Below are 24716 nucleotides of genomic sequence, written 5' to 3' on the forward strand. Positions count from 1 at the left end.
GTACGCGGGTCAACGGCCGGGAGCGGCGGTGACCAGCAAACTCGTCGCGGCGAGCACGACGAGGACGAGCCCCGTCTCGGCCGCGACCGAGTAGACGAAGGGCCGTACGGTCGCGCGGTCCCCGCGCAGCAGAACGGCGATGTCGAGCCGGGTGCGCACCCAGCCGCGACTGCGCTGTGCGACGAGCAACACCCCGGCCAGCAGGGCGAGTTTGACGAGCAGCAGCTGCCCGTAGCCGGTGGCGAAGAGGGCGTCGAACGAGCCGACGACCTGCCAGGTGAGTACGGCCCCGGCTGCCGCGATCGCGGCGACGGACACCCCGGCGAGCGCCGAGTAGCCGGAGACGGCGGTCGACATCTCCTCCGGGCGGCGGCGCGGCAGCACGCCGGCCAGCAGCAGGGTGAGTCCGCCCAGCCACAGCGAGATGCCGAGCAGATGGACGAGGTCTGCGACCGCGCCCCAACCGGGGTGGCTGCCCTCGGAGTTGTGGCCCGCCATGCCCGTGGTGCGCAGCAGTCCCAGGCAGGCGACGGCCGCACCGACCCGCCAGCCCGGCGACCGTGCGGCGCGCTCGCCGTTCTGCAGCAGCGCGGCGAGCACCACCGCCGCGAGCACCCACATCAGGGTCCGGCAGGCCAGGGCGACACCGACCTCACTGCCCAGCAGGTCGACGTAAGTGGAGGCCTTGAAGGCGTCGCCGATCGAGCCCATCGCGCCGAACGCGCCCTGAAGCCCGGCCGCCGCCACGGTGGCGACGAGACCGGCCGCCCAGGACGAGGCGAGGATGCGCCGGGTCCTGCGCTCCCGTGAGCCATCGGGCCACAGCATCGCCACGAACGCGAGCCCGCCGACGTACAGCGCCAGCGCGAGATATCCGACCCAGCGGGCGACGGCCCAGGCGGTGCGGACCGTGCCGGACGGCGCGACCGCGGGGGCGGCGGCGTCCGTGGAGGCGTGGTCCGGAGCGGCGGAACCGGTGTGCGCGGGGAGGGCGAAGGACAGCGACCCGGAGGACGGATGTCCGTCCTCCTTGCTGCGTACATGCCAAGCCAAGGTGAGGTGGCGGCCGGCTTCTTTGGCCTTGCGTAGGGGGATGTCGGCGGCAACGGTGTCGCGGCCCTTCTCCTGCGCGAGCGCCAACTCGTCGCCGCCCAGGGTGACATGGAGGTCGGCAAGGTCGACGGGCTCGGTGAAGGTGAGCGTGACTTCCTTCGGGGGCTCGTCGAGACGGGCCCCGCTCTTGGGGGACGAGGACTCCAGCTCGGTGTGAGCGGAGGCGGCGGGGGTCGTGAACAGAAGCGCCACGAGGGCGAGAACGACGACGTAAAGGGAGCGAGTGCGAGTTCTCACGGCGTCAACTCCGTGAGCAGGGCGGGGTCGGAGGCCAGGCCGACACAGGGGGTGGCCTCTTCGTCGGATGCGGATTGAGAGCTGGGCGCCGATGAGGAGGTCCCGTCGCCCCCGTTGGTCAGGCCATCCAGAAGCCCGGTCACAGGGGTGAGCGCCCCCTTCAGGAGCGGCTGTACGAGGCGGACTTCTCCGTCCGCGCACGACGGCGACGTCGAGGGGGAGGAGGGGGAAGGTGAGGGGGTGGCGGACGGCGGTGATGAGGGGGTCGGCGAGTTCGGCGACGTCGGCGACGTGTGACCGGAATGGCCGGAGTCACCGGGAAGGCCACTGGAATTGGCGTGCCCCTCATGGCCGCCCGCGGCTTCCCCCGCTCCTCCCGTACCGCCGCCGGGAATTCCGCCCACGGGCAGCGTGCCGGTGTCCCCGGTTCCGTCACCTCCGGAATCCGACGTGGGGGACTCGGTCGGTGTCGGATCGGGGCTGCTGGGGGCGGACGGGGAGGCGGGCGCCCCGACGGTCGGCGGGGCGGAGCCGGTTGTGGTCTGGTCGGCCGTTGCGCCGATGCCGGACGCGTAGCCGAGGACGATGATCACGGCGGCGGCGAGCGCGCCGGCCACGACCTCGTCACGGTGGTCTCCTGGCCAGGAAGCCCTGGCGAAGAAGGACATGAATTTCCTCCTGACGGCGGACCTGCAATGCCAAGGAGTGCATCGACGCCAGGAGTCCCGGTGGATACGCGTCAGTTAATGCGCGGTTTCATTGCCTCATTTCTGCGACCAGGTCCACTGTGAGAAAGGTCTTCACCGGTGGAATGCACGCATTGCCGTACAGAGAGAAATGGCGAAAAGGAGCAAGGTGCCCATCAATTCTTCACGGAATGCCCGCTCCTGCATATGCCCGTCTCGTGGGCCACGTCCCCAGCCACCACGACGAGTTCGGCGACGGTGCCGGGGATGTCCTCGGGGGCGGCCCGGAGGATGTCGCGGGAGAGCACGGCGAAGTCCGCGACCTTGCCTACGGACAGCGAACCCCGCTCGTCCTCAAGGAAGTTGGCGTACGCCGAACCCATCGTGTAGGCGTGCACGGCCGTGGCCACGTCGACCGTCTCCTCGGGCATCCACGCCGGGCCGCCGGCCAGCGGCTTGCGGGTGATGGCCGTGTAGATGCCGATCATCGGGTCCATCTCCGCGACGTTCCAGTCACTGGAGAACGCGAGCGTCGCGCCGGCCGCGTCGAGGGTGCGCATCGGCCATGCCTTGTGCCAGCGGCCCGCGCCGACGTTCGCCGCCCAGTCCTGTCCGGGACCCGCGATCTCCGGTGCGCAGTGCCGCGGCTGCATGCACGCCACGACGCCGAGCCCGGCGAAGCGCGGCGCGTCCGCCGGGTCCAGGCACTCCACGTGCACGACCTGGTGGCGGGCGTCGCGCGGCCCGTTGACGGCGCGGGCCTGCTCGACGGCGTCCAGGACGGTGCGGATGCCCCGGTCGCCGGTGGCGTGCACGAAGCACTGGAAGCCGCGGGCGTCCAGCTTCGTGAGCAGGTCGGCGAACTCCTCGGCCGGGTAGAAGGTCTCGCCCCGGTGACCCCCACAGCCGGTCGAGTACGGTTCGAGGAGCGCGGCCGTGCGCGGCTCCACGACGTCGTCGATGTAGAGCTTGAGCGGGCCGAGTTGCATCCGCTCGTCGCGGTACGCGCGCGTGGCTGCCTCGAAGTCGTCGAGGTCCGCGTCCGAGGTGCCGCGTGGGTGGAACAGGGCGGCGACGAGCCGCGAGCGCAGCCGCCCCTCGGCCCTGGCCCGCTCGAACAGGGCCAGGTCGTCCAGGGAGTTCTGCGGCTCTACCACCGTGGTGATGCCGAACCGGATCGCGTCGTCGAGCGACTTCACGAGCCGCCCGTACTGCCGCTCGGGGGACGCCCACGGCACACCGAGCTCGCGCAGCGCCCGGTGGCCGTCGCGAGACAGCCCGCGCACGGCGAAGTCCCGTACGAATCCGGTGGGTTCACCGGTCGTCGTGTCGGTCTGGGCGATGCCGAAGGGGAGTTCCGTACGGTCGGCGCGCACGCCGAGTCGGTCCAGGGCCGCCGAGTTGAGCCAGGCCGTGTGCACGTCGTAGCTCAGGACCATGGCGGGGGTGTCACCGGTGACCGGGTCGAGATCGGCGGCCGTGGGCATCCGGCCGTCCGGCAGCGCCGAGTAGTCGAATGCCTCGGCCTCGATCCAGGCGGCGTCCGGGTTCCGCTCGCGCCACGCGGTGATGCGGTCGTGGATCTCCGAAAGGCTTGCCGCTCCGGCGAGTTGGACGCAGGCGTCGTCCGAGCCGAGCCGGACGTGGTTGTGGGAGTCGATGAACCCGGGCAGCACGAGCCGCCCGTCCGCGTCGACGACTTGGGTGTCCGGGCCGGTCCAGGGCCCGGCGTCCGCGTCGTCGCCGAGCCACACGATCCGCCCGTCGCGCACGGCGAGCGCCTCGGCCGCGGGCAGTTCCGGATCGACGGTGTGGATACGGGCGCCGCGCAGGACGAGGTCGGCGGGGGCGGGTTCGGGGGAGTGGTGCTGTGCGCGTGCCATGGGGGTGCGGTTCCTTCTCGTACGAGGGGTGTGGTGAGGGAAGGGGTGTCACGCGGTGTGCGGGCGCGCGCTGGTGCGGGCGAGCGCCGCGTACACGACGGCTGCGACGACGGCGCCGAGGGCACTGAGGTCCATGCCGCCGAGCGGGGCCACGAGCGGACCGCGCCACAGGGCGCTGTCGCAGGTGAGCGCCGCGAAGACCATGCCGGCGAGCAGGGCGGTCAGGCCGGCGGGACTGTAGCCGGCGCGGTACCAGTAGCGGCCCGCGCGTCCGGTGTGCAGGGACTCGGCGTCGTAGCGGCAGCGGCGCAGCACCATGTCGGTGAGGAAGACACCGCCCCACGGCGCGAACACGATGACGAGCAGTGAGAGGAACGACAGCAGCGACTCCGTGAAGTCGACCAGGAACAGCGCGGCGAGCGAACCGGCGGCCGTCACCGCCGCGCTGATCAGGATCGCCTTCGCGCGGCTCCAAGGGATGCCGAGGACCTGGAGGTTGAGGCTCGACGAGTACAGCGTGATGATCGAGTTGGTGACCGATCCGCCGAGCACCAGGGCGAGGAACAGCGGCTGGAACCAGCCCGGCAGCAGCCCCTGCGTCCCGGCCACCGCGTCCGTGAGGTCGGCCTGTGTCGCGGCCGCCGCGCCGGCGACGCCGAGGGCCACCGAGGAGATGAGTCCGCCGAGCGCCCCGTTCCAGGTGAGCGCGCGCATAGTGGTGGTGGCCGGCAGGTAGCGGGTGTAGTCGGCGGGCATCGGCACATAGCTGATCGGCCCGGCGAGGACCACGACGAACGCGAGGGACCAGGCGGCCGCGCCGCCCGGCGCGGGCGCGGCGCCGGTGTCCGTGCCCGGCAGCAGGAACAGCAGCATCGCCGCGAACCCGATGGTCAGCGCGTACGCCAGCCAGCGCTCGGCCCACTGCACGGTGGCGTGGCCCCACAGCGCGACGGCGAAGGTGAGGGCCAGGGTGGCGGCGAGGCTCGCGGCGCGGGCGGCGGTGCCGTGCCAGCCGAGTTCGGCGCAGATCGCCTGGAGCGCGAGGACGCCGACGACGGTGTTCACGATGGTGTAGCCGATGCTGACGATCCAGTTCAGCAGGCCCGCCGGCCAGTTGCCGCGCACACCGAACGCGGCGCGGGAGATCACCAGCGTCGCCGTGCCCGTCCGTACGCCGCTCATGCCTGCCGCGCTGATGGCGAAGAACGTCAGGCCACCGAGGACGACAGCGAGCACGGCCTCCCAGAAGGACAGTCCGAACGAGACGGCCAGCGCGCCGTTGATGACGTAGGTGAACGTCAGGTTCGAACCGAACCAGAGCCAGAACAGGTCCCGCGCCCCGCCGTGCCGTTCGGACTCCGGGATCGGGTCGATGCCGTGCTCCTCGACCTGGAACACCTCGTCCCGGGCCGGTTGCGCGGGAGCGTCCGGCGTGGGGGCGTTCCGCGCGGTCGGGTGTGCCGTCATGCCGTCGCCTCTCGTCGCAAGGGAACGGCTTGAATGCCGTTCAAGAAACTTGAATGGCATTCAAGATGCGGCGAGGTGCCGCCCCACGTCAAGAGGTAGGCTGCGATCCGTACGAACAGCGGTGAGGGGCGGCGCGGATGGCAGGGTCGACAGCGGCACGGCCGGGGCGGTCGGGCGGCGATCTGCGGACCCGTACGCTCCAGGAGGCGACGGCCGTCGTCGCCGAGCAGGGTCTCGCGTCCCTGACCATGGCCTCGCTCGCCAAGCGGCTCGGTACCAGCGGGGGCCACCTGCTCTACTACTTCGGCTCGAAGAACCTGCTGCTCGTCGAGGCCCTGCGGTACAGCGAGGCCGCGCTCACCGACGAGCGGACGGGGCTGCTGGCCCGCAGGGTGACTCCGGCCCGCCGGCTCGACCTCTTCCTGGACCTGTATCTGCCGGCCGGCCCCCGCGACCCGCGCTGGATGCTCTGGATCGAGCTGTGGGCACGCTCCGGCTCCGACGACGAACTGCGCGCCGCGCAGCAGGAGTTGGACCAGGGCTGGCAGCGCGACCTGGAGGCGATCCTCGCCAAGGGGGTGGACCGCGGCGCCTTCGCCGTCGACGACGTCCCCGGCCGAGCGGCCCAACTCCTCGCACTGCTCGACGGGTTGAGTACCCGGGTCGTCCTGGGCCAGCCGGGCGCCGAACACCGCCAGGCGCTGGCCGCGGCGCGCTCGGCGGCGGCGGCGCTGGTGCCGGCGGCGGGTTGACACCTATCGCGGTCCGGAAGGGTTCACGCCGGCGAGCCGCGGGTGGTGGTCGTGGCGGCCCCGGCGGCCGACCGTCAGCGGCCCGGTTGGCTGCCCTGTACCGGCGTAGCACAGTGACAGCCAGAACCGGCCCGTTGAGGTGGGGTATGTGCGGTCAGCCCCCGTACACGTCCTCCACGTAACGCCCCTCGGCCATCAGCGTGGTTAGCCACTGCTCGGCTGCGGACTCGTCGGCGCCCGGTGTGCGCTCGCGGTGCAGTGCGCGGAATGCGGCGCGGACGCCGGGTGCCATCCGGGCGCCGTCCCCGCACACGTACACCCGCGCCCCGGCGTCGAGGAGGCGGCCGATCTCGGCGCCCTCGGCGGCGATGCGGTGCTGGACGAAGGCGTGGCCGTCGACCGGGGCGTCGCTGAAGACGGGGCGGAGCGAGACCGCGCCCGCGGCGTCGGCGGCCCGGAGTTCGTCGGCGTGCATGAAGTCCCGCTCGGGGTGGTCGCAGCCGAAGTAGAGGAGCGCGGGCGGCAGTTGGGCGCCCTGCGCCGCTCGTTCGGTGAGCACTCCGCGGAACGGGGCGAGACCCGTCCCCGCGGCGATCATGATGACCGGCTCGGGGGTGTCAGGTCCGATGCGGAAGGCGTCGCGGCACGGCTGGACACGGCCGAGGGCGGTGTCACCGGGGCGGAGCGCGGCCAGGTGGTGCGAGCCCGTGCCCCGGTAGCGGCCGGTGCCGGAGGCGGCGGGCGCGTCGAGCACGGACACCATCAGGTCGACGTGGCCCGGGAGTTCGGCAGGGCTGGACGAGATGGAGTAGTGGCGCGGGCGCAGCGGCGGGAGCAGCCCGAGCAGCAGGTCCCAGCTCAGGACGTCGCGCAGCGCCGGGTGGTCCTCGACCAGGTCGAGGAAGGTGCGCGGGTCGTCTGCGGACAGCTCCCGCAGCGCGGCGGCCTCCGGCGGGCAGGGGTTCGCGGCGGCGAGCGCGGCCACCTCGTCGGGGCCCGGCCGGTGCTGCAACTCGACGTGGTACGTGAGCAGTTCGCGTACGGTGACGGGCCGGTCGAGGGGCAGGGCGTCGCGCCGCGGACGGGCGTCCCGGATGTCGAGCAGCGCGTCCGGGTCGAGGCCGAGGACCTTCAGCGCGCGCTCGACGAGCCCGTCCTCGTGCGCGGGCAGCACCGCGAGGTGGTCGCCGGTCCGGTACGACACACCATCGGGCAGCGCGAGCCGCACGAACCGCTTGACGCGGGGGTGGCCGGGCGCCGTCAGGTCGCGCGCCTCGGTGACCGTCAGCGGAGCGAGCCCGTGCCGGACCGCCGCGGCATCCAGCGGCCCGCCGGTGATCTCGCGGATCTCGTACGAGGTGGTGGGCTCGGCGGGGGTGTTCGCGGCGGTGGCTTCGGGGTCCCCGTACCGCTCCAGGAGGGTGGTGCGCAGGTCGGCGGTGAAGGCGCGGACGGTGCCGCCCAGGTCGCCGGAGGCGTCGGCGGCGGCCCGCTCGCACAGCCGCTCGGCGCCTTGCGCGGCCAGGCGCTCGTCGATGCGGGTGGGGAAGTGCTGGTAGGTGGCGGCCCAGTTGCGGTCGCCGACACCGAGCACGGCGTACTCCACGCCGTCCGAAGGTGTGTCGGTGTCGAGCCGGGCGGCGAACCGCCCGGCGTCGTCGGTGGGCCGGCCGTTGTAGGACGCGGCGACGATCACCACGGGGCGGTCGGTCGGCAGGCCCTCCGCGTACGCGTCCAGCGGAGCGACCTCCGTCTCGCAGCCGAGCGCGGCGGCCTCGTCGGCGAGCTGGGCGGCGAGCCCCGTGCAGGTGCCGTAGTTGCTGCCGTGCAGGAACAGGGCGCGGGTGCCGGGCAGTACCCGTGCCGGCAGTGTGTCGGACACCAGGTCTGTTTCGGCCTTGCCTGCGGCGCCGGGCAGGGGAGTGTGTCGGCGGTCGGCCGGGGTGCGCGGCGCGAGGGTGAGGGTGAAGCCGTCCGGCTTCAGGGTGAGGGTCTCCTTCACGGAGAGCTCGTAGTCGGCGTGGTCGACCAGGCGGTAGCGGTGCACGAGCATCGCGAGCAGCATCGTCGCCTCGTGCAGCGCGAACTGCCGCCCGATGCAGGCCCGTTCACCGGTGCCGAAGGGCTTGAAGGCGTGCGGGGAGCGGGCCGCCTCGGCCTCCGGCGTGAACCGGTTCGGGTCGAAGCGCTCCGGGTTGTCGCCCCACACCGGCTGCCGGTGCAGCATCGGCGACATGACGGTCACGGCCTGCCCCGCGCGCAGCGGGATGCGGCCGCCGAGCAGGGTGTCCTCGCGCGCCTCCCGGCTGAACGCGGCGGCCGTGGGCCACAGGCGCAGCGCCTCGTTGAGGACCTGCCGGGTGTACGTGAGCCGGCCGACCTCGTCGAAGTCCGGCGCCGGGTCCGTGGTGTCACCCCACAGGGCGTCCACCTCGCGACGTACGAGATCGAGGGCGGCCGGGTTCTTGGCGAGGTAGTACAGGGCGAAGGACATGGCGCCCGACGTCGTCTCGTGCCCGGCGATCAGGAACGTGATGACCTGGTTGCGGATGTTGGCCGTGTCCAACGTGGAGCCGTCCTGCGGGTGTTCGGCCGTGAGCATCAGGCCGAGCAGGTCGTCGGTGTGCCGCTCGCCGCTCTCGACGCGCGCGCTGATCACGTCGTCGACGACCTGGGCGAGATAGTCGGCGTCGGCGCGGAACGCCGCGTCGGCGGCCTCGTAGTCGCCGCCGGGCACCCGCGCCAGGCGCTTCATGCTCCACTCCAGGCAGCGCACCATCGCCTCGACGAACGGGTGCGGCTCGCTGCTCGCGAAGGAGGCGAAGTCGTAGCCGAATCCGGCGAGTCCGATGGTGTCGAGCGTCATCCGGGTCATGTCACCGGGCACGTCGACCGGGCTGCCGTCGGCGGCGGCGAGGTCCCAGGAGTCGACGAGGCGGCGCGCGACCTCGTACATCACCGGGTGGTACGTACGCATGGAGCCGAGCGCGAAGGCCGGCATCAGGATGTCGTGGGCGCGCGCCCAGTTCGGCTCGTCGTTGTAGGCGGTGAACAGGCCGTCGGCGGCGAACTCGCGGACGTTGCGCAGCGCCGGGCCGATGCTCTTCGCGAACCGCGTCTCGTCGGCGAGCTCGGTGACGAGGTCGAGTTCGGAGACGAACAGGGCGTCCCGGCCGTGCACCCGCCGCACCAGCTGCGGACCGTGCTCCCGCATCAGGCCCATGATCTGCTGCAGCGGTCCGGGGCCGAGGCCGATGGCGGTGACGTCGACGACGGGGACACCGGCGGCGGCGTAGGCGCTGTCGTCGGGCGTGGGGGAGGGGGCGGGCGCGGAGTCCGGCATGGTGGGGCGGTGCCTTTCGCGAGGGGGAACCTGCTGTCGCAGCGTGGGGGAGCTGCGCCTTCCAGCTTGATCCGCTCCCCCTGCCGGCCAGGCCAGGTCCACTACATGATTGTGTAGTGGCTGACGGTGTATCGGACTTGTGCGCGGGCGCCGTCCGTGGCACAGCGGTACGTACGGAGGCGGGAGGCGAGGCGTCGGTGGACACCGGGGACGCCGTGTTGTGGCGCAATCGCGCGATGGTGCTGTTCGACCGGATCCCGATGCCGGTCGCGGTGTGCGATCCCTACGGCGACGTACGGCTGGTGAACGCCGCGTTCGCCCTGGAGTGGGGCACCACCGCGGGCCGCCTCAAGGGGCGCGCGATCCTCGACCTGTTCGCTCCGGTCGACGCGGCACAGGTCGACCGGATCGCACAGGCGCAGAAGGCGCGCCGCCGCTCGCGCTACACGGTGGCGGTGGCCTGGCGCGGCGGCGACGGGGCGCGGCGCCGGGGCGAGTTGATCGTCGACACGGTGAGCGAGACCGCGAACCGCGTGCCCGACCTGCTGGTGACGGTACGGGTGCTGGACACGGCCGTCGGGCCCGACGCGAAGCCGTCCGCGTCCGCGCCCGCGCACCCGCAGGAGGCGCGGATCCTGGCGCTGCTCGCCGCGGGCGCGACGACGGCCCGCACGGCCCGCGAGACCGGCCTGACGACCGACGGCGTCACCTACCACCTGCGCCAACTGTCGCGCCGCTGGGGCGCGTCGAACCGCACGGAACTGGTCGCCCGGGCGTATGCGGAGGGTGTGCTGGTGGCGGGGGTGTGGCCGCCCAGGCTCGCGTCATCGGGGCCGGTGGACGGGGCTTCGGAGGGAAGAGCGGGGCAGGGCGCCGGGGGCTGAGCCGGACGGATGACTCCTCCGCTGCGGGGCGAGTGTCGGCCGGGAACCCCATTGGTGTGCCGTGGTAGCCAGGTTGACGTCCCATGCCGTCAACGCACGGCCCCCGCTCTGGAACGAGGTCATTTCCTGTGACACCTCATCGTCGGACCGCGGGGGAGCGCCCCCGTAAGCGGTCGGCCGCCTGCCGGACCCGCATCGCTCGCACGGCACCCTTGGGCGTGGCCGGGGCTCTCGTGGGATCCGCCGCACTGCTGGCGGTGGGGCAGGCCGCGACGCCGGCCGCGTCCGCCGCCGCGCCGCAGACGGCGACGTTCGGGTACACCGGCAGCGGGCAGGGCTTCGTGGTCCCCGCGGGTGTGTGCCGGCTCCAAGTGGTGGCCGACGGTGCGCAGGGCGGCTCCGTGGCGCCCTCGACCGGTGGTCTGGGCGGCCAGGTGAGCGCCCAGCTGACGGTCGCACCGGGCAACGTGTTCCGGGTGCAGGTCGGCGGACAGGGCAGCAGCACCACCGGTGGCTACAACGGTGGTGGCTCCGGAGGCGCGGGGACCGGCCGGCCCGACGGCGGCGGAGGCGGCGGCGCGAGCACCGTGCTCCGGTCCGGCAGCCCCCTGATCATCGCCGGGGGCGGTGGCGGGGCGGCGGGCTGGCTCCCCGATGTGAACGGCGGCAGCGGGGGCCGGGACGGCACCGACGGCGGCGACGACGGGGCCGCCGTCGGAGCCGCGAGAGGAGGCCAGGCCGGCGGGAAGGGCGCGGCCGGCGGTCAGGGCGGCACGGTGATCAACAACAGCCCCACTCTGGCGGGCGAGGACGGCGGGGCGGGCACCCCGGACAGCGGTGGCACCGGCGGCGCAGGAAACCCCGATATCGCTCCCACCGGCACGACCGGTGGCGCGGGCGGCGGAGGCGGGGGCGGCGGTGCCGTCGGCGGGGGCGGTGGCGGCGGCGGAGGCGGTGAGAACTCCGGCGGCGGCGGAGGAGGAGGGTCCAGCATCGGGCCGACCGGGAGCACCTTCAGCGACGGTGCCCGCTCCGGCAACGGCCGGATCACCTTCAGCTACACGCCGGGCGAGGGCTGCTCGAGCCCGTCACCGACCAATTCGACCCCGACGCCGTCACCCACCAGCGCGACCCCGACTCCGACCTCGACGCCGCCGTCTCCCGGTCCGACCACCTCGGTTCCCACCGGTGGTCCGTCGGGCGACCAACTGGCCGACACCGGGCCGTCGTCGGCGCGCCCGCTCCTGTTCGGCGCGGGCCTGCTCACGGCGCTCGGACTGGCCATCACCCTCGTCCGGGCCGGTCACCGCCGCGCGACCTCCCGCGGCCGCCGCGGCTGAGTAGGCGCAAAAGCCCGGGCCGCCCACGAAGGGTGGCCCGGGCTTTTGCGTAGAGGGTGGTTACGCCGGGCTCTCGCCCGCCTCCAGTTCCACATCCTTCGTCTCCTTGCTGCACAGCAGCGCGACGAAGGTGAGGACGGCCATCGCCGACAGGTAGACGCCGACCAGCCACGGAGAGCCGTCGCCGGCATCCCACAGCGCCACCGCGATGAACGGGGCGACGGCCGCGCCGAGGACGGAGCTGACGTTGTACGAGATGCCGGAGCCGGTGTAGCGCACGGACGTCGGGAACATCTCCGGGAGCAGCGCGCCCATCGGGCCGAAGGTGAGGCCCATCAGCGTGAAGCCGAGGACCAGCCACAGCACCACACCGAGCGTGCCCAGCCCGATCAGCGGCACCCACACCAGGCCGAACACGAAGATGCCCGCGGTGATCCAGGCCAGCGTCTTGCGGCGGCCGTACTTGTCGGCCAGCGGCCCGGAGATCAGCGTGAACGCGGCGAAGAAGACCACGCCGAAGATCAGCATCAGCACGAAGGTGGTGTAGCTGTAGCCGAGCCCGGGGACGGCGGCGTCCTTCGCGGTGCGGCCGTAGCTCAGCGAGAACGTCGTCATCAGGTAGAAGAGCACGTACGTCGCCAGCATCGCGAAGGTGCCGAGGATCAGCTGCTTCCAGTGGTGCCGGAACACGGTCGCCAGCGGCAGCTTGCGGACCTTCTTGGTCTCCTGCGTCTTGGTGAAGACCTCCGCCTCGACCAGGCGCATCCGCACCCACAGACCGATCGCGACCATCACGGCCGAGAACAGGAACGGGATCCGCCAGCCCCACGACAGGAACGCCTGCGAAGGCTGCGAGGGGTCGGCGCCCGCAGCGGACGGCAGGAGGGCGGCGATGACCAGGAAGAGGCCGTTGCCGATGATGAACCCGAGCGGCGCGCCCAGCTGCGGGAACGTGCCCCACAGCGCCCGCTTGCCCGGAGGCGCGTTCTCCGTCGCGACCAGCGCCGCGCCGCTCCACTCGCCGCCGAGCGCGAAGCCCTGCGCGAGCCGCATCAGCACGAGGAACGCGGTGGCGGCCCAGCCGATCGACCCGTACGTGGGCAGCACGCCGATCAGGAAGGTGGCGATGCCCATCGTGAGCAGCGAGACGACCAGCGTCTTCTTGCGGCCGAGCCGGTCACCGAGGTGCCCGAAGAAGGCCGCGCCGATGGGCCGGGCCACCATCGCGGCGCCGAACACGGCGAACGACGACAGGAGCGCGGTGGTCGGGTCGCTGCTGGGAAAGAAGAGCGCGGGGAAGACGAGTACGGCGGCGGTCGCGTAGACGTAGAAGTCGTAGAACTCGATCGTCGTCCCGATGAGGCTGGCGATCAGGACCCGCGAGCGCGGGTTGACCGGCGCGGCCGGTTTCGGGCCGGAGGAGGGTGACGGCGCGGCGGACGTGGCAGGGGCCGGGCCGGTGGCAGAAGCGGACATCTTCGGGTCAATCCCAGGGGTGTTGCGGTGTACGTCCACCGGCACTCGACGCCGGCGACCCTCGCACCGGTCGGACGGTACGAGGATCACAACCTTTCATGTGTCTCACTTACCGGTAATGGGTGTTCGATATGTGAGACACGTAAGGATGTGGCGGTCCGGCTACGCCGCCATCCAGCGCTCCAACCCAGCCGCATCCAGGGGCAGTTCGGCCGACAGCACCTCTGAACCGGACCCGGTCACCAGAATGTCGTCCTCGATGCGCGCCCCGATGCCGCGCAGCTCCGGCGGCACGGTCGTGTCATGGGCGTGGAAGTACAGGCCCGGCTCGACCGTGAGCACCATGCCGGGAGTCATGCGGGCGCCCTGGTACGCGGAGTAGTCGGCGCGGGCGCAGTCGTGCACGTCGAGGCCGAGGTGGTGGCCGATGCCGCACACCAGGTAGCGGCGGTGGTGCTGGCCCTTGGGGGAGAGGGCCTCGTCCACGGAGACCGGCAGCAGCCCCCAGTCGTCGAGGCCGCGCGCGACCACCTCCATCGACGCCGTGTGGAAGTCGGCCCAGTCCCGCCCCGGGCCCACGGCGTCGAGCCCGGCCCGGTGCGCGCGCTCCACCAGGTCGTGCACCGAACGCTGGGCGGAGGTGAAGCGGCCGGACGCCGGGAAGGTGCGGGTGACGTCGGCCGTGTAGTAGCTGCGCGTCTCGACACCCATGTCCAGGAGCACCGCCGCGTCCTCGGCCACGGGCCCGTCGCAGCGCACCCAGTGCAGGGTCGCGGCGTTGCGGCCGCTGCCCACGATCGTGGCGTACCCGGGACCGTTGCCGTACGTGCGGGCGTAGCGGTCGAAGGTGCCCTGCAGCCAGCGCTCCCCGCCGCCGCGCACGGCCGCGGGGAACTCGCGGACCACCGCGGCGAAGCCCTCGACCGTACGGTTCACGGCCTCGCGCAGCTGGCCGATCTCCCACGCGTCCTTGACCATGCGCAGCTCGGAGAGCGCCCGGCCGAGGTCGGCGGAGACCCCGATCCCGTGGCGGCGGGCCATGTCGGGGTCGAGCGGCCCGGTGAGCAGCGGGCCCTGCGACGTGCACGCGGCCAGCGCCTCGTCCAGGGCGCCCAGCGGCGCCGTGTCCACGCGCAGCGCCTCGCGCCAGTCGTCCAGACCGGGGGCCGGGCCCACCCACAGTTCGCCGTGCGCCGCGTCCGCGAAGAACCCGGTCTCACCGGGGCGGGCCGGCGGCGGCAGATACAGCACCGCGTCGTGCCCGCCGGGCGCGGGACGCAGCACCAGAACGGCGCCCTCGACCGCGCAACCGGTCAGCCAGTAGAAGTCGCTGTCGGGCCGGAAGTCGTACGCGGTGTCATTGCTGCGCACCGGGGCCCGTCCGGCGGCGACCACGAGCGGCCGCCCGGCGAACTCGGCACTGAGCCGCGCACGGTGCGCGGCGGCCGCATCGGCGACCCCCGGCACGGTCGGTGGCGTCCGGTCGGCCTCGTCCCAGCCCTGGCCCATGTACGCGGCGAAGTCCGGCAGTTCGGCCAGGCGCGGCATCCGGGGATCCGGGGTGCTCGACCTGGGCGCGGAGGTGGCGGGGGTCGTCTCTGTCATGCCGACTCCAGTCCTTGAGAGGTCCGGGGAGCGGCACGCCGACGGCGGTCCCACTCCGGGTTGATGCGCGGGATCGCCCCGAGCAGGGTGCGGGTGTACGCGTCCCGCGGCCGGTCGAAGACGTCCGTGGCGCGGCCGGACTCGACGATACGTCCCTGGTGCATCACCGCCACGCGGTGGGCGATCCGGCGGACCACGGCGAGATCGTGGGCGATGAACAGGTAGGAGAAGCCGTTCTCCCGTTGCAGGCGCAGCAGCAGGTTCATCACCTGGGCCTGCACCGACACGTCGAGCGCGGACACCGCCTCGTCGCAGATCACCAGTTGCGGGCCGACCGCGAGCGCGCGGGCGATGCCGATGCGCTGCGCCTGCCCGCCGGAGAACTGCGCGGGATAGCGCAGCGCGTGGTCCGGGTTGAGGCCGACGCGCTCCATCAGCTCGCGGGTGAAGGCGCGGCGGCCTCCCGGGATCGGCAGGTGCTGGTAGTCGAGCGGGGCGGTCAGGATGCGTTCGACGGTGTGCCGGGGGTTGAGCGAGGAGTACGGGTCCTGGAACACCACTTGTACGTTGCTGCGGAAGCGGGCGAGCGCGGCGCCGCCCGCGCGTGTCACGTCCTCGCCCGCGAACTCCAGGGTGCCGGCGGTGGGTTCCATCAGCTTGGCCACCAGGCGCGCGGTGGTCGACTTGCCGCTGCCGGACTCGCCGACCACCGCAAGGGTCTCGCCGGGGTGGATGTCGAGGCTCACGTCGTCGACCGCGGTGGTCACGGACGTGCGGCCGAGCGAGCCGCGCGTGGTGAACGTCTTGGTCAGCCCGCGGGCACGCAGCAGCGGCACGCGCTCGGAGTCGGAGTGGTCGGGGGTCACCGGGGGTCCTCCTGTGCCGCGCCGAGCGGGGTGAGATCGGCGAGCGTCCCGCCGGGCTCGGCCAGTTCGTCGTCGATGCGGGGGATCGCCTCCAACAGCTTTCTCGTATACGCGTGTTGGGGCGCGCAGAAGACGTCCTCCGTCGTCGCGTACTCCAGTTGCTCGCCGCCCCGCATCACCAGCACACGGCCCGCCAGGTTGGCGATCACCGCCAGATCGTGGGTGATGAACAGCATGCCGGTGCTGGTCTGTTGCTGGAGTTCGGTGAGGAGCGTGAGGATCTGGTCCTGCACGGTGACATCGAGGGCGGTGGTCGGCTCGTCCGCGATCAGCAGCGCCGGCTCGCACACCAACGCCATGGCGATCATGACGCGTTGCCGCTGGCCGCCGGAGAACTGGTGCGGAAAGTGGTCCACACGCTCGGCGGGCCTCGGGATGCCGACCTGGCCGAGCGCCTCGATGACCTGCCTGCGTGCCGTCCGCCGCGAGCCGCCGCGGTGGCTGCGGTAGGCCTCGGCGATCTGCAGGCCCACCGTGTAGTACGGGTTGAGCGAGGACAGCGGGTCCTGGAACACCATCGACATCGCGTCACCGCGCAGCCGCCGCAGCTCCCGGTCGGGGCGGCCGAGCAGCTCGCGGCCCTGGAAGCGGACGCTGCCGCTGGTGCGCGCGCCGCGCGGGAGCAGGCCCATGACCGCGAGCGAGGTCATGGACTTCCCGCTGCCGGACTCGCCGACGATGCCGAGGGTCTCGCCCCGCTCCACGGTGAACGACAGATCACGGACGACATCGACGGGCCCGCGCCCGGTGGGGAACGTGACGGTCAGCCCCTCGACCGTCAACAGGCCGTCCGTAGCTGCTCTTTGGTTCGGTATCTCGGATGTCATGACGCGGTGATCCTCACGCGCGGGTCCAGGAAGGTGTAGAGGACGTCGACGACGAGGTTGCCGAGCACCACGAAGAAGGCCGCGAGGAGCGTGACCGCCATGATGACCGGCTGGTCGTTCTTGGAGATCGCGTCGGAGGCCATCTTGCCGACGCCGTTGAGCCCGAAGACGGTCTCGGTGATGATCGCCCCGCCGAGCAGCCCCGCGAAGTCCATGCCGAAGAGCGTGGTGATGGGGGTGAGCGCGGGTCGCAGCGCGTGCCGGCGCATCAGCAGCGTCGGCCGCAGACCCTTCGCCCGCGCCGTACGCACGAAGTTCTCGGAGAGGGTGTCGATGACGTTGGAGCGGGTCAACCGGGCGTACAGACAGGCGTATCCGGTGGCGAGCACGATCCACGGCATCAGATACGACTCGAGCCACATCTGCGGATCGTCGCCGAAGGAGACCGCCGCAGGGAAGGGCAGGATCTGCAGCTTGACCACGAGCACGTACTGAAGGGCCAGCGCCAGCACGTAGTTGGGGATGCTGGAGCCGCCGAGCGCGAGACTCATCGCGCCGCGGTCCCACCAGGTGCCCTCCTTGACGCCGCTGAGCAGCCCGCAGGCCACCCCGGCGAGCAGCCACAGCACGGCGGCACCGATCGCGACGGTCGCGCTCACGGGAAGGCGTTGCAGAACCATGTCCCAGACGGACTGGCCGCTTTGGAAGCTGTAGCCGAGGCAGGGGGCGTGGCAGTGCACGAGGTTCGCGCCGCTGCCGTAGTCGCGGCCGACGACGATGCCGCTGAGGAAGTCCCACAGCTGGGTGAAGAACGGCAGATCGAGGCCGAGGGACGACCTGATGGTCTCGATCCGCTCGGCGGTGCAGGTCTTGCCGCAGATCATCACGGCCGGGTCGGGGGAGAGCTGGAAGAAGATCAGGTACGTGAAGACGCAGACAGCCACGAGGATGAGCGCCACCCAGGCGAGGCGTCCGGCGAGATAACGGGCCATCAGACGGCCTCCCCCGCGTCGAGGGCGTGCCGGATCCGGTCGCCGAGCACGGTCAGCGAGAGCACCGTGCCGAACAGGAAGGCGCCGGGGATCGCGAAGTACAGGGGGTCGACCTGGTACCAGGAGACGGAACTCGCGATCATCTGCCCCCACGACGCCGTCGGCGGGGTGACACCGACGCCGAGGAAGGAGAGACCCGCCTCCGTACCGATGTAGCCAGGCACCGACAACGTCGCCATCACCAGGACCGAGTTGCGCAGATTCGGCAGGATCTCCTTGAACACCAGGGGCCACTTGGCCGCGCCCGAAGCCTTGGCCGCCTCGACGAACTCCCGCTCGGCCAGCGCCAGCGTCTGCCCGCGCACCACGCGCGCCAGATACGGCCAGCCGAACACGCTGAGCACGACGACAAGGAGCGGCGCCCGGCCGCTGCCCGGCAGCGCGGACAGGATCGCGATCATGAAGATGAGCGCGGGAAACGCCATCAGGAAGTCCATGAGCCGGGAGATCACCGTGTCCACCCAGCCGCGCAGGAACCCGGCGAGCACCCCGAGGACCGTGCCGATCGCGGTGGTGATCAGGGTGGCCGCGACGGCGATCAGAAGTGAGGTACGGGCCCCGTAGGCGATCCGCGCCAGGACGTCGCGGCCGTTCTGCGGCTCGACGCCGAACCAGTGCTCGGCGCTGATCCCGCCGAACGAACCGCGCGGCAGGCCGCCGATGTCGGTGTCGACGGCCGCGCGGTCGAAGGCGTCGGGGCCGTGCCCCGTGATCATGGTGAGCAGCGGGGCGAACAGCGCCATCAGGACGATCAGGAGCAGGAAGGCGGTGCTGAGCACCGCCCCGACATCGCGGGACAGGGCGTGCAGGACCCGGCGCCCGGTGGAGCCGGGCAGCTCGGTGCCCGGCGGCGCGCCGGCCGTGCCCGGCTGCGCCTCGTGGAGGACGGAAGTGGACATGGCGGGCTACTTCTCCGGGTCCGCGAGGCCGACGGAGACGAAGTCGATGCCGCCGGAGAACGACTGACTGAGATACGCGCCCGCGATGTTGTCGCCGGTGACGGAGACGACCTTGGTGTAGTGCAGCGGCACGATCGGCGCCAGCTTCATGATCTGCCCGTCGAGCTTCCCGTACGCCGCGTTCTGCGCGTCCGGATCGCTCATCGCCTCGATCGCGTCCATCCGGTCGTTGATCTTCTTGTCGTCGAGCATGGCGATGTTCGGGTTGCCGCTGTTGGAGATGTTGCGGCCGTCGAACAGCGGCGGCAGGAAGGTGCTGCCGCCCGGCCAGTCGGGGCACCAGCCGGTCAGCGCGCCGTCGTGCTGTTGCGAGGGTGTACCGATGACCTCGTAGAACGTTGACGTGTCAATGGTGTTGACCTTGACCTTGATGCCTACCCGCTTCAGGGACTGCTGCACCGCGACGGCCGTGGCCTGCTCCACACCGGCCGCTCGGGTGTCCAGCGTGAACGTGAAGCCCTTGGAACGCCCCGCCTGGGCAAGGAGCTTGCGGGCCTTCTTCACATCACCGGTGCCGCCCTTGCTCGGGTACACGTCGGTCGTGTCACGGCCCGGAATGCCCGGCGGCTCGATGGACGTCGCCACGGTCGCGAGCGAGGAACCGCCGTGCGCATCAACAGTCGTCTGCTTGTTGACCGCATACTCGATGGCTTGACGGACCCGTACATCCTTGAGCGGACCCTTGCTCGTATTGATGCTCATGTACGAGGTGCAGCCCGTCATGCCCGACAGGGTGCGCTGCTTGAGCTGCGGGGTCTGGACGCGGGAGACGCTCGCCGGCTGGAGCTGGGCGGCCCCGGTGATGGCGTTCGCGTCGGCGCCCTGCCCGGCGATGAGACGTTCGTCGATGGTCGCCGGGTCCAGACCGAAGGTCCACACGAAACTGTCCGGCTTCGCGTCCCTCACCTTGTCCGTCGACCGCTTCCACGCCTTGTTGCGTACGAGGACGAGCTTCGAGCCGTGCTGATAACTCTTGAGCTTGTACGGGCCGGAGGCGATGGGCTCGCGGTCGAAGGCCGCCTTGGTGCCGGTGCCCTTCGGGAACGGCGTGAACGTGGGCTGCGCGGCGATGTAACCGAACTGCGCGGTCGCCTTCTTGAGATGGAAGACGATGGTGTGCTCGTCCGGCGTCTCGATGCTCGACAGGCCACCCGACTTGTACGGACCCTGGTAGTCGTCCGGCGCCTCGATGTACTGCTTCGCGTACGGCGAGCCGATCCCGGCATCAGGGTCCCAGGCGCGCTCGACCCCGAACTTGACGTCCTCGCTGGTGATGCCGGAGCCGTCCTGGAAGGCGGTGCCGGACTTCAGTTTGAACGTCCACGTCTTGTTGTCGTCGGACGGCTTGCCCGCGTCGGTGGCCAGGTCACCGACGATCTTCGTTCCCTTGGCGCCGGGGGCGGCCGCCGTTGTGGTGAGGGTGCGATAGATGAGGCGATAGAAGTTGTTGACGCCGCCGTCGAACCCGCGGGCCGGGTCGAGGTGCGAGAAGTCGGCGTTGGCCAGGACGTGCACCGTGCCACCGGTCGCGGCGGCCGCGCCGGGGTCGGCCTCCTTGGCGGCCGACGCGCCGCCGCCCTTGCAGGCGGAGAGCGTCAGGGCGAGCGCGGTACACAGGACGGCGGCGGGCAGGGCTATTGCTTTTCTCATGACGCCTTCTGGAGAGTGCGGAGAGGGGGAAGGGCGAGAGGGGCGAGGGGGAGAGACAGGCGAGGGGGAGGCGGAGGACCGGCGGTCAGGCGCGCCGGATCCAGACCCGCATGGATGCTGCCTCGCGGTTGCCCCACAGGAAGTAGGGGACGAGGGTGAGGCCGGTGGTCTTGGCGGCGGTGTCCGCGGCGGACGCGGCGGACGTGGCGGTGCCGGTCAGTACGGGGTACAGCTCGGGCGACGTCGGGGGTGCGACGCCCGCTTCCGCGTCGAGGACGACCGCGCCCTCGAAGTCCGTGTCCGTACGCGGACGGGAGGCCGCGACCTGGGCCACGTCGAGCGTCACGTCGTCGATGTCGACGCCGCAGTCCTGCTGCTCGACGCAGTAGACGAGAGGGCCGCGGGCGACGGCGACGGCGCCGCGGGTCGCGTCCAGGTAGGGGTGGGAACCGTGGGCGCGCACGGCCATCGGCAACCGCAGCACGAGCTCGTCGCCGACCCGCCACAGACGCCGGACGCTCACCCAGCCGTCCGCCACATCGGGGTCCGAGGCCTCCCCGCACACGGTGAGCCGCACATCGCCCGGGTCGGCCCAGCCGGGTACGCGCAGGGTGAGGGCGTAGGGCCGCTCCGGCGCCGTACGGACCGTCAGGCGGACCTCGCCGTCCCACGGATACCCGGTCACCATGTCGACCGCCAGCTCCTGGCCGTCGATCCGGGCCGTCGCGTACCCGGCGACCACGAGCTCGTCCGTGCGCTCGGCCGCGAGGTGCTCGCCGAGCTGGGACATCCACCGCACGATGTTGGGCGGGCAGCACGGGCACCCGAACCAGGGCCTGCGCAGCAGCTCCCCCTCGGCCTCGGCGCCGCTGCGCTGCTCGTGGTCGGCGCGGCGCTGCAACGGGTTGTCGTAGAAGAAGGCGCGGCCGTCGGCGGAGGGGCCGACCGCGAACGCGTTGTAGAGGACGGTCTCGAAGGTGTCGAGGTACGTGGCGTCCCCGGTGGCCAGGAACATCCGCCAGCCCCACTGCATGGTGGCGATCGCCGCGCAGGTCTCGCTGTAGGAACGCTCGGAGGGCAACTCGAAGCGGTCGCCCACCGCTTCGTCGGAGTGCCGGCTGCCCAGGCCCCCGGTGACGTACAGCTTCGTGGCCGCCATGTCGGCCCACAGTCGGCCCAACACGTCGAGCAGCGCGCCGTCGCCGGTCTCCAGCGCCACGTCAGCCGCACCCGCCGCGAGATACGCCATGCGCACCGCGTGCCCGGTCACCGACGGCAGTTCGCGCAGCGGCACCTCGTCCTGGAAGTACGAGGGCGGGAAGACGCTGTGCCGCAGCCCGCTGCGCCGCCCCTGCCCGCGCCGGTCGATGAAGAGCCGGGCCTGCGCGAGGTAGGCGTCGTCCCCGGTCTCCCGGTACAGCTCCACCAGAGCCATCTCGACCTCGGGGTGCCCGCAGACGGCCTCCTCGCCACCCGGACCGAAACGTTTCACTACGAGGTCGGCGAAACGCACGGTGACATCGAGCAGCCGCCGGTCGCCGAGCCGCCGGTGAGCGGCGATCGCGGCCTGGGCGAGGTGGCCGAAGGAGTAGAGCTCGTGCCCCCAGGCGAGGTCGGACCAGGGTTCCTTGGCCTGGTCGGGGTCCTGGTAATAGGAGTTGAGGTACCCGTCGGGGGCCTGGACCCGCTCGAGCAGCGTGACGACCTCCTCGTAGAAGTCACGCAGACGACCGCGCAATTCGTGGCCCAACTCACCGCCCAACTCGCCATCTTGCTCGGCCAGTTCGTATACAAGCCCTTCCAACGTCTTGTAGACGTCGGTGTCGAGAAACGGATACCGCCCGCGGAACGCGGTGGCCCCGCTCTCATCGGGCAGAAGCCTGCGGAGGTTGTCCACATTGCCCGCCGCGCGGAGCTGCTCCACCGTGTGCGGCAGAGTCGCCTCGCGGTTGCGGCGCTGCCAGTCGGCGAGGAGGCCGCCGACGAGCTCTACCTGGGCGCCGGGGAGCGGTCGGAGACGTTCAGAGGGGTGCCGCACGATCAGTCCTCCAAGTGGCGTGTACTTGGGTGCCGTTGCGTCGAAAGCGTCGAAAGTATGGAAACGAACGAGGAACCGTTCGGGTCAGTAAACGCGTTGTGCGGCATAGTGTTCGTCAAAGCGAACGCTGTCAAGGGAGTCAGGGAGAGGCTATGGACGTTCCTCAGGAGTCGGTGCGCGACATGGTGGCGGCCAATCTCCGCCGAGCGAGGACGCAGCGCGGCCTGTCGATATCGGAGCTCTCGCGACGCTCCAAGATCGGCAAGGCGACGCTCTCCCAGCTCGAGTCCGGCACCGGAAACCCCACCATCGAGACGGTGTTCAGCCTCTCGCGCGCCCTGGAGGTACCCGTCTCCGACCTCCTGGAGACGCGGGCGCCGGGCGGCCTGACCGTCGTGCGCGCCAAGGAGGTCGAGGTGCTCAGTGGTCAGGGCGTCGACCTGCGGCCGCTGCGCCGGATGGAGTTCGGTGACCTGGTCTTCGAGGTGTACGACCAGGTGGTGCGGGCCGACAGCAGGCAGGACTCGCTCGGTCACGTCGGCACCGAGCACACCATCGTGCAGACCGGCCGGCTCCAAGTCCGCGTGGACGGCGACGAGGTGGAGCTCGGCCCCGGCGACTACGTGGGCTTCGACGCCACGCTCCCGCACTCCTACACGGCGCTCGACGGCGACGTGCACTCGGTGCTGCTGCTCCAGTATCGGCCGCACGAGCACGCCCACTTGGGGATCCCGCACCCGAAGCCGGGTGCCTCCGAACCTGAGAACGAGTGAGCGTTACAGGTAATTAATCGATCACTCCTTCCGGACCCGTTGACACCCCCTGAAAGGCCGCCCTAGCCTCCGAGCTGTTCGATGAAGCGAACGGAGGCGGTTCGATGTATGGAACGCGGGCGGTCATTCTCGGGGCCGGGATCGTCGGAGCCGCCTGTGCGCGGGAGTTGGCCCTCGCGGGCTGCGCCACCACGGTCGTCGACCGCGGCCGCCCGGCTGCCGCGACCACCGCGCACGGCGAGGGCAACATCCTCGTATCCGACAAGGGCCCGGGCCCCGAACTCGAGTTGGCGCAACTGTCCGGCCGCCTGTGGCCTCAGATCATCGCCGAGATGTCCGAACGAGCTGATGGCGTCGGCGACTTGACGGAGTGGGACCCCAAGGGCGGCATCGTCGTCGCCACCACCGACGACGGTGCCCGCGAACTGACGAAGTTCGCGGCGGCCCAACGCGAGGCCGGCGTACGCGCCGAGACCCTGGACGCCGGGGCACTCGCGGCCGCCGAGCCGTACGTCACCCGGGAACACACGGCAGCCATCCACTACCCCGAGGACGCCCAGGTCCAGCCCTCCGGCGCGGCCGCCGCCCTCCTCGCCGACGCCCTGCGGGCAGGCGCGACCCTCCGCACCCACTGCGAGGTGCACGGCGCGGTCACCCGCTCCGACCGCCTCACCGCGGTCCGCACGTCCGACGGCGAACTCATCGAGGCGGACATCTTCATCAACGCGGCAGGACCCTGGGCGGGCGAACTCTCCACCCGCCTCGGCGCACCCGTCGATGTCCGCCCCCGCCGCGGCGACGTCCTCGTCACGACCCCGCTCCCGCCCACCGTCTTCCACAAGGTGTACGACGCCGACTATGTGGGCGCCGTCGGCAGCAGCGCCGAGGACCTGCAGACCTCCGCCGTCGTCGAATCCACGCGCGGCGGCAGCGTCCTCATCGGTTCCTCGCGCCGCCGCGTCGGCTTCGACGACCGGCTCCGCGTCGACGCCCTCTCCGCGATCGCCGCCAAGGCGCTGCGCCTCTTCCCGTCCCTCACGGACGTCCCGGTGATGCGCGCCTACGGCGGCTTCCGCCCCTACGTACCCGACCACTTGCCCGTCATCGGGCCCGACCCGCGCCTCGCCGGGCTGTGGCACGCGGGCGGCCACGAAGGCGCGGGAATCGGCCTGTCCGTCGGCACCGCACGCCTCGTGCGGGACCTGCTCCTGGGCCGGCCCACCGAGATCGACGCGACACCGTTCCGGGTGGACCGCCCGGCCGTCCTGGGAACCGCTCAAGGAGGTTGGCCAGCATGAGCCCACGACGCATACCGGCGGCCACGGACGCCGTCGGGCGGCGCGAGACGCCGCTCACGATCACCGTCGACGGGGAGCCCGTCGACGGAATCGAGGGCCAGTCCATCGCGGGCGTCCTGCTCGCCTCCGGCCGCCGCGCCTGGCGCACCGGCTGCTCCGGCGCGCCCCGCGGAGTGTTCTGCGGCATCGGTGCCTGCTTCGACTGCCTGGTCACGGTCGGCCCCGAGCGCGACGTACGGGCGTGCCGCAGGCGGGCGCGGGACGGGGACGAGGTACGGAGGCAGGCGCGCGGGGAGGAACGGTGAGCGCGCGTCGTCCGCGTGGCCGGCTTCGTTGCCCGCGGTCCGGGACTGTGACGCCTAACTACGGCCAATTCGAAGTCCCACGTCACAGTCCCCTCACCCTCA

19 protein-coding genes are annotated in these 24716 nt (G+C 71.7%); 6 read left to right on the forward strand and 13 right to left on the reverse strand.

Going from position 1 to position 24716, the window contains the following annotated elements; all coding sequences use genetic code 11:
• Positions 1 to 9: 9 nt before the first annotated feature.
• From OG746_RS22275 to OG746_RS22290, 4 genes are all read right to left on the reverse strand, one after another.
• On the reverse strand, positions 10 to 1350 hold the full coding sequence (locus OG746_RS22275) for a copper resistance CopC/CopD family protein (protein ID WP_266717167.1): 1341 nt from the start codon (positions 1348 to 1350) through the stop codon (positions 10 to 12).
• Positions 1347 to 2018 carry a hypothetical protein gene (locus OG746_RS22280; RefSeq protein WP_266717169.1) on the reverse strand — a complete coding sequence of 224 codons (672 nt, stop codon included), beginning with the start codon at positions 2016 to 2018 and terminating at the stop codon, positions 1347 to 1349. Before OG746_RS22280 ends, OG746_RS22275 begins: the two co-directional genes overlap by 4 nt.
• Before the next feature lie 194 nt (positions 2019 to 2212).
• Positions 2213 to 3919, reverse strand: a complete 1707-nt coding sequence (locus OG746_RS22285; RefSeq protein ID WP_266717171.1) for an amidohydrolase — start codon at positions 3917 to 3919, stop codon at positions 2213 to 2215.
• A gap of 48 nt (positions 3920 to 3967) precedes the next feature.
• Entirely contained in the window at positions 3968 to 5386 is a 1419-nt protein-coding gene (locus tag OG746_RS22290; RefSeq protein ID WP_266717173.1) for a purine-cytosine permease family protein, read from the reverse strand.
• Positions 5387 to 5523: 137 nt separating this feature from the next.
• Here OG746_RS22290 and OG746_RS22295 point away from each other — a divergent pair, with 137 nt between their 5' ends.
• Positions 5524 to 6138: a TetR/AcrR family transcriptional regulator gene (locus OG746_RS22295; RefSeq protein WP_266717175.1), complete on the forward strand. Its 615-nt coding sequence runs from the start codon at positions 5524 to 5526 to the stop codon at positions 6136 to 6138.
• Between the two features lie 154 nt (positions 6139 to 6292).
• Here the strand turns inward: OG746_RS22295 and OG746_RS22300 are convergent, their stop codons facing one another.
• Positions 6293 to 9481, reverse strand: coding sequence for a bifunctional cytochrome P450/NADPH--P450 reductase (locus OG746_RS22300; protein ID WP_266717177.1), 3189 nt, complete (start codon positions 9479 to 9481; stop codon positions 6293 to 6295).
• 236 nt (positions 9482 to 9717) lie between these two features.
• Here OG746_RS22300 and OG746_RS22305 point away from each other — a divergent pair, with 236 nt between their 5' ends.
• Together OG746_RS22305 and OG746_RS22310 are read left to right on the forward strand one after the other, a co-directional pair.
• Positions 9718 to 10365, forward strand: a complete 648-nt coding sequence (locus OG746_RS22305) for a PAS domain-containing protein (protein ID WP_266719116.1) — start codon at positions 9718 to 9720, stop codon at positions 10363 to 10365.
• A gap of 233 nt (positions 10366 to 10598) precedes the next feature.
• Complete coding sequence (locus tag OG746_RS22310) at positions 10599 to 11705, forward strand: hypothetical protein (protein ID WP_266717179.1); 1107 nt, start codon at positions 10599 to 10601, stop codon at positions 11703 to 11705.
• Positions 11706 to 11765: 60 nt separating this feature from the next.
• Here the strand turns inward: OG746_RS22310 and OG746_RS22315 are convergent, their stop codons facing one another.
• From OG746_RS22315 to OG746_RS22350, 8 genes are all read right to left on the reverse strand, one after another.
• Complete coding sequence (locus OG746_RS22315) at positions 11766 to 13181, reverse strand: MFS transporter (RefSeq protein ID WP_266717181.1); 1416 nt, start codon at positions 13179 to 13181, stop codon at positions 11766 to 11768.
• A gap of 162 nt (positions 13182 to 13343) precedes the next feature.
• A complete protein-coding gene (locus OG746_RS22320) occupies positions 13344 to 14786 on the reverse strand; it encodes an aminopeptidase P family protein (protein ID WP_266717183.1) in 1443 nt (480 codons plus the stop codon).
• Complete coding sequence (locus OG746_RS22325) at positions 14783 to 15652, reverse strand: ATP-binding cassette domain-containing protein (RefSeq protein WP_266717185.1); 870 nt, start codon at positions 15650 to 15652, stop codon at positions 14783 to 14785. The genes OG746_RS22320 and OG746_RS22325 overlap by 4 nt, the downstream gene beginning before the upstream one ends.
• Positions 15649 to 16539, reverse strand: coding sequence for an ABC transporter ATP-binding protein (locus OG746_RS22330; protein ID WP_266717187.1), 891 nt, complete (start codon positions 16537 to 16539; stop codon positions 15649 to 15651). Before OG746_RS22330 ends, OG746_RS22325 begins: the two co-directional genes overlap by 4 nt.
• Positions 16536 to 17531, reverse strand: coding sequence for an ABC transporter permease (locus OG746_RS22335; RefSeq protein ID WP_266717189.1), 996 nt, complete (start codon positions 17529 to 17531; stop codon positions 16536 to 16538). The genes OG746_RS22330 and OG746_RS22335 overlap by 4 nt, the downstream gene beginning before the upstream one ends.
• Complete coding sequence (locus OG746_RS22340; RefSeq protein ID WP_266717191.1) at positions 17531 to 18490, reverse strand: ABC transporter permease; 960 nt, start codon at positions 18488 to 18490, stop codon at positions 17531 to 17533. Before OG746_RS22340 ends, OG746_RS22335 begins: the two co-directional genes overlap by 1 nt.
• 6 nt (positions 18491 to 18496) lie before the next feature.
• Positions 18497 to 20200 carry an ABC transporter substrate-binding protein gene (locus OG746_RS22345; RefSeq protein ID WP_266717193.1) on the reverse strand — a complete coding sequence of 568 codons (1704 nt, stop codon included), beginning with the start codon at positions 20198 to 20200 and terminating at the stop codon, positions 18497 to 18499.
• Positions 20201 to 20285: 85 nt separating this feature from the next.
• Positions 20286 to 22238 carry a glycoside hydrolase family 127 protein gene (locus tag OG746_RS22350; RefSeq protein ID WP_266717195.1) on the reverse strand — a complete coding sequence of 651 codons (1953 nt, stop codon included), beginning with the start codon at positions 22236 to 22238 and terminating at the stop codon, positions 20286 to 20288.
• 152 nt (positions 22239 to 22390) lie between these two features.
• Between OG746_RS22350 and OG746_RS22355 the strand changes: the two genes are divergently transcribed.
• From OG746_RS22355 to OG746_RS22365, 3 genes are all read left to right on the forward strand, one after another.
• The gene (locus OG746_RS22355; RefSeq protein ID WP_266717197.1) at positions 22391 to 23011 is read left to right on the forward strand and encodes a helix-turn-helix domain-containing protein; all 621 of its coding nucleotides are present in this window, start codon (positions 22391 to 22393) and stop codon (positions 23009 to 23011) included.
• Between the two features lie 104 nt (positions 23012 to 23115).
• Positions 23116 to 24309 (forward strand): NAD(P)/FAD-dependent oxidoreductase, encoded by a 1194-nt coding sequence (locus OG746_RS22360; protein WP_266717199.1) that lies wholly within the window; start codon positions 23116 to 23118, stop codon positions 24307 to 24309.
• A complete protein-coding gene (locus tag OG746_RS22365; protein ID WP_266717201.1) occupies positions 24306 to 24614 on the forward strand; it encodes a (2Fe-2S)-binding protein in 309 nt (102 codons plus the stop codon). Before OG746_RS22360 ends, OG746_RS22365 begins: the two co-directional genes overlap by 4 nt.
• Positions 24615 to 24716 lie beyond the last annotated feature (102 nt).

The organism is Streptomyces sp. NBC_01016, assembly GCF_026341035.1.
GTDB lineage: Bacteria > Actinomycetota > Actinomycetes > Streptomycetales > Streptomycetaceae > Streptomyces.

Coding starts and splice junctions, on each gene's coding strand:
- OG746_RS22280 (WP_266717169.1), bottom strand. CDS start 2,018: ATGTCCTTCTTCGCCAGGGCTTCCTGGCCAGGAGACCACCGTGACGAG.
- OG746_RS22285 (WP_266717171.1), bottom strand. CDS start 3,919: ATGGCACGCGCACAGCACCACTCCCCCGAACCCGCCCCCGCCGACCTC.
- OG746_RS22290 (WP_266717173.1), bottom strand. CDS start 5,386: ATGACGGCACACCCGACCGCGCGGAACGCCCCCACGCCGGACGCTCCC.
- OG746_RS22295 (WP_266717175.1), top strand. CDS start 5,524: ATGGCAGGGTCGACAGCGGCACGGCCGGGGCGGTCGGGCGGCGATCTG.
- OG746_RS22300 (WP_266717177.1), bottom strand. CDS start 9,481: ATGCCGGACTCCGCGCCCGCCCCCTCCCCCACGCCCGACGACAGCGCC.
- OG746_RS22305 (WP_266719116.1), top strand. CDS start 9,718: ATGGTGCTGTTCGACCGGATCCCGATGCCGGTCGCGGTGTGCGATCCC.
- OG746_RS22315 (WP_266717181.1), bottom strand. CDS start 13,181: ATGTCCGCTTCTGCCACCGGCCCGGCCCCTGCCACGTCCGCCGCGCCG.
- OG746_RS22320 (WP_266717183.1), bottom strand. CDS start 14,786: ATGACAGAGACGACCCCCGCCACCTCCGCGCCCAGGTCGAGCACCCCG.
- OG746_RS22330 (WP_266717187.1), bottom strand. CDS start 16,539: ATGACATCCGAGATACCGAACCAAAGAGCAGCTACGGACGGCCTGTTG.
- OG746_RS22335 (WP_266717189.1), bottom strand. CDS start 17,531: ATGGCCCGTTATCTCGCCGGACGCCTCGCCTGGGTGGCGCTCATCCTC.
- OG746_RS22340 (WP_266717191.1), bottom strand. CDS start 18,490: ATGTCCACTTCCGTCCTCCACGAGGCGCAGCCGGGCACGGCCGGCGCG.
- OG746_RS22345 (WP_266717193.1), bottom strand. CDS start 20,200: ATGAGAAAAGCAATAGCCCTGCCCGCCGCCGTCCTGTGTACCGCGCTC.
- OG746_RS22355 (WP_266717197.1), top strand. CDS start 22,391: ATGGACGTTCCTCAGGAGTCGGTGCGCGACATGGTGGCGGCCAATCTC.
- OG746_RS22360 (WP_266717199.1), top strand. CDS start 23,116: ATGTATGGAACGCGGGCGGTCATTCTCGGGGCCGGGATCGTCGGAGCC.
- OG746_RS22365 (WP_266717201.1), top strand. CDS start 24,306: ATGAGCCCACGACGCATACCGGCGGCCACGGACGCCGTCGGGCGGCGC.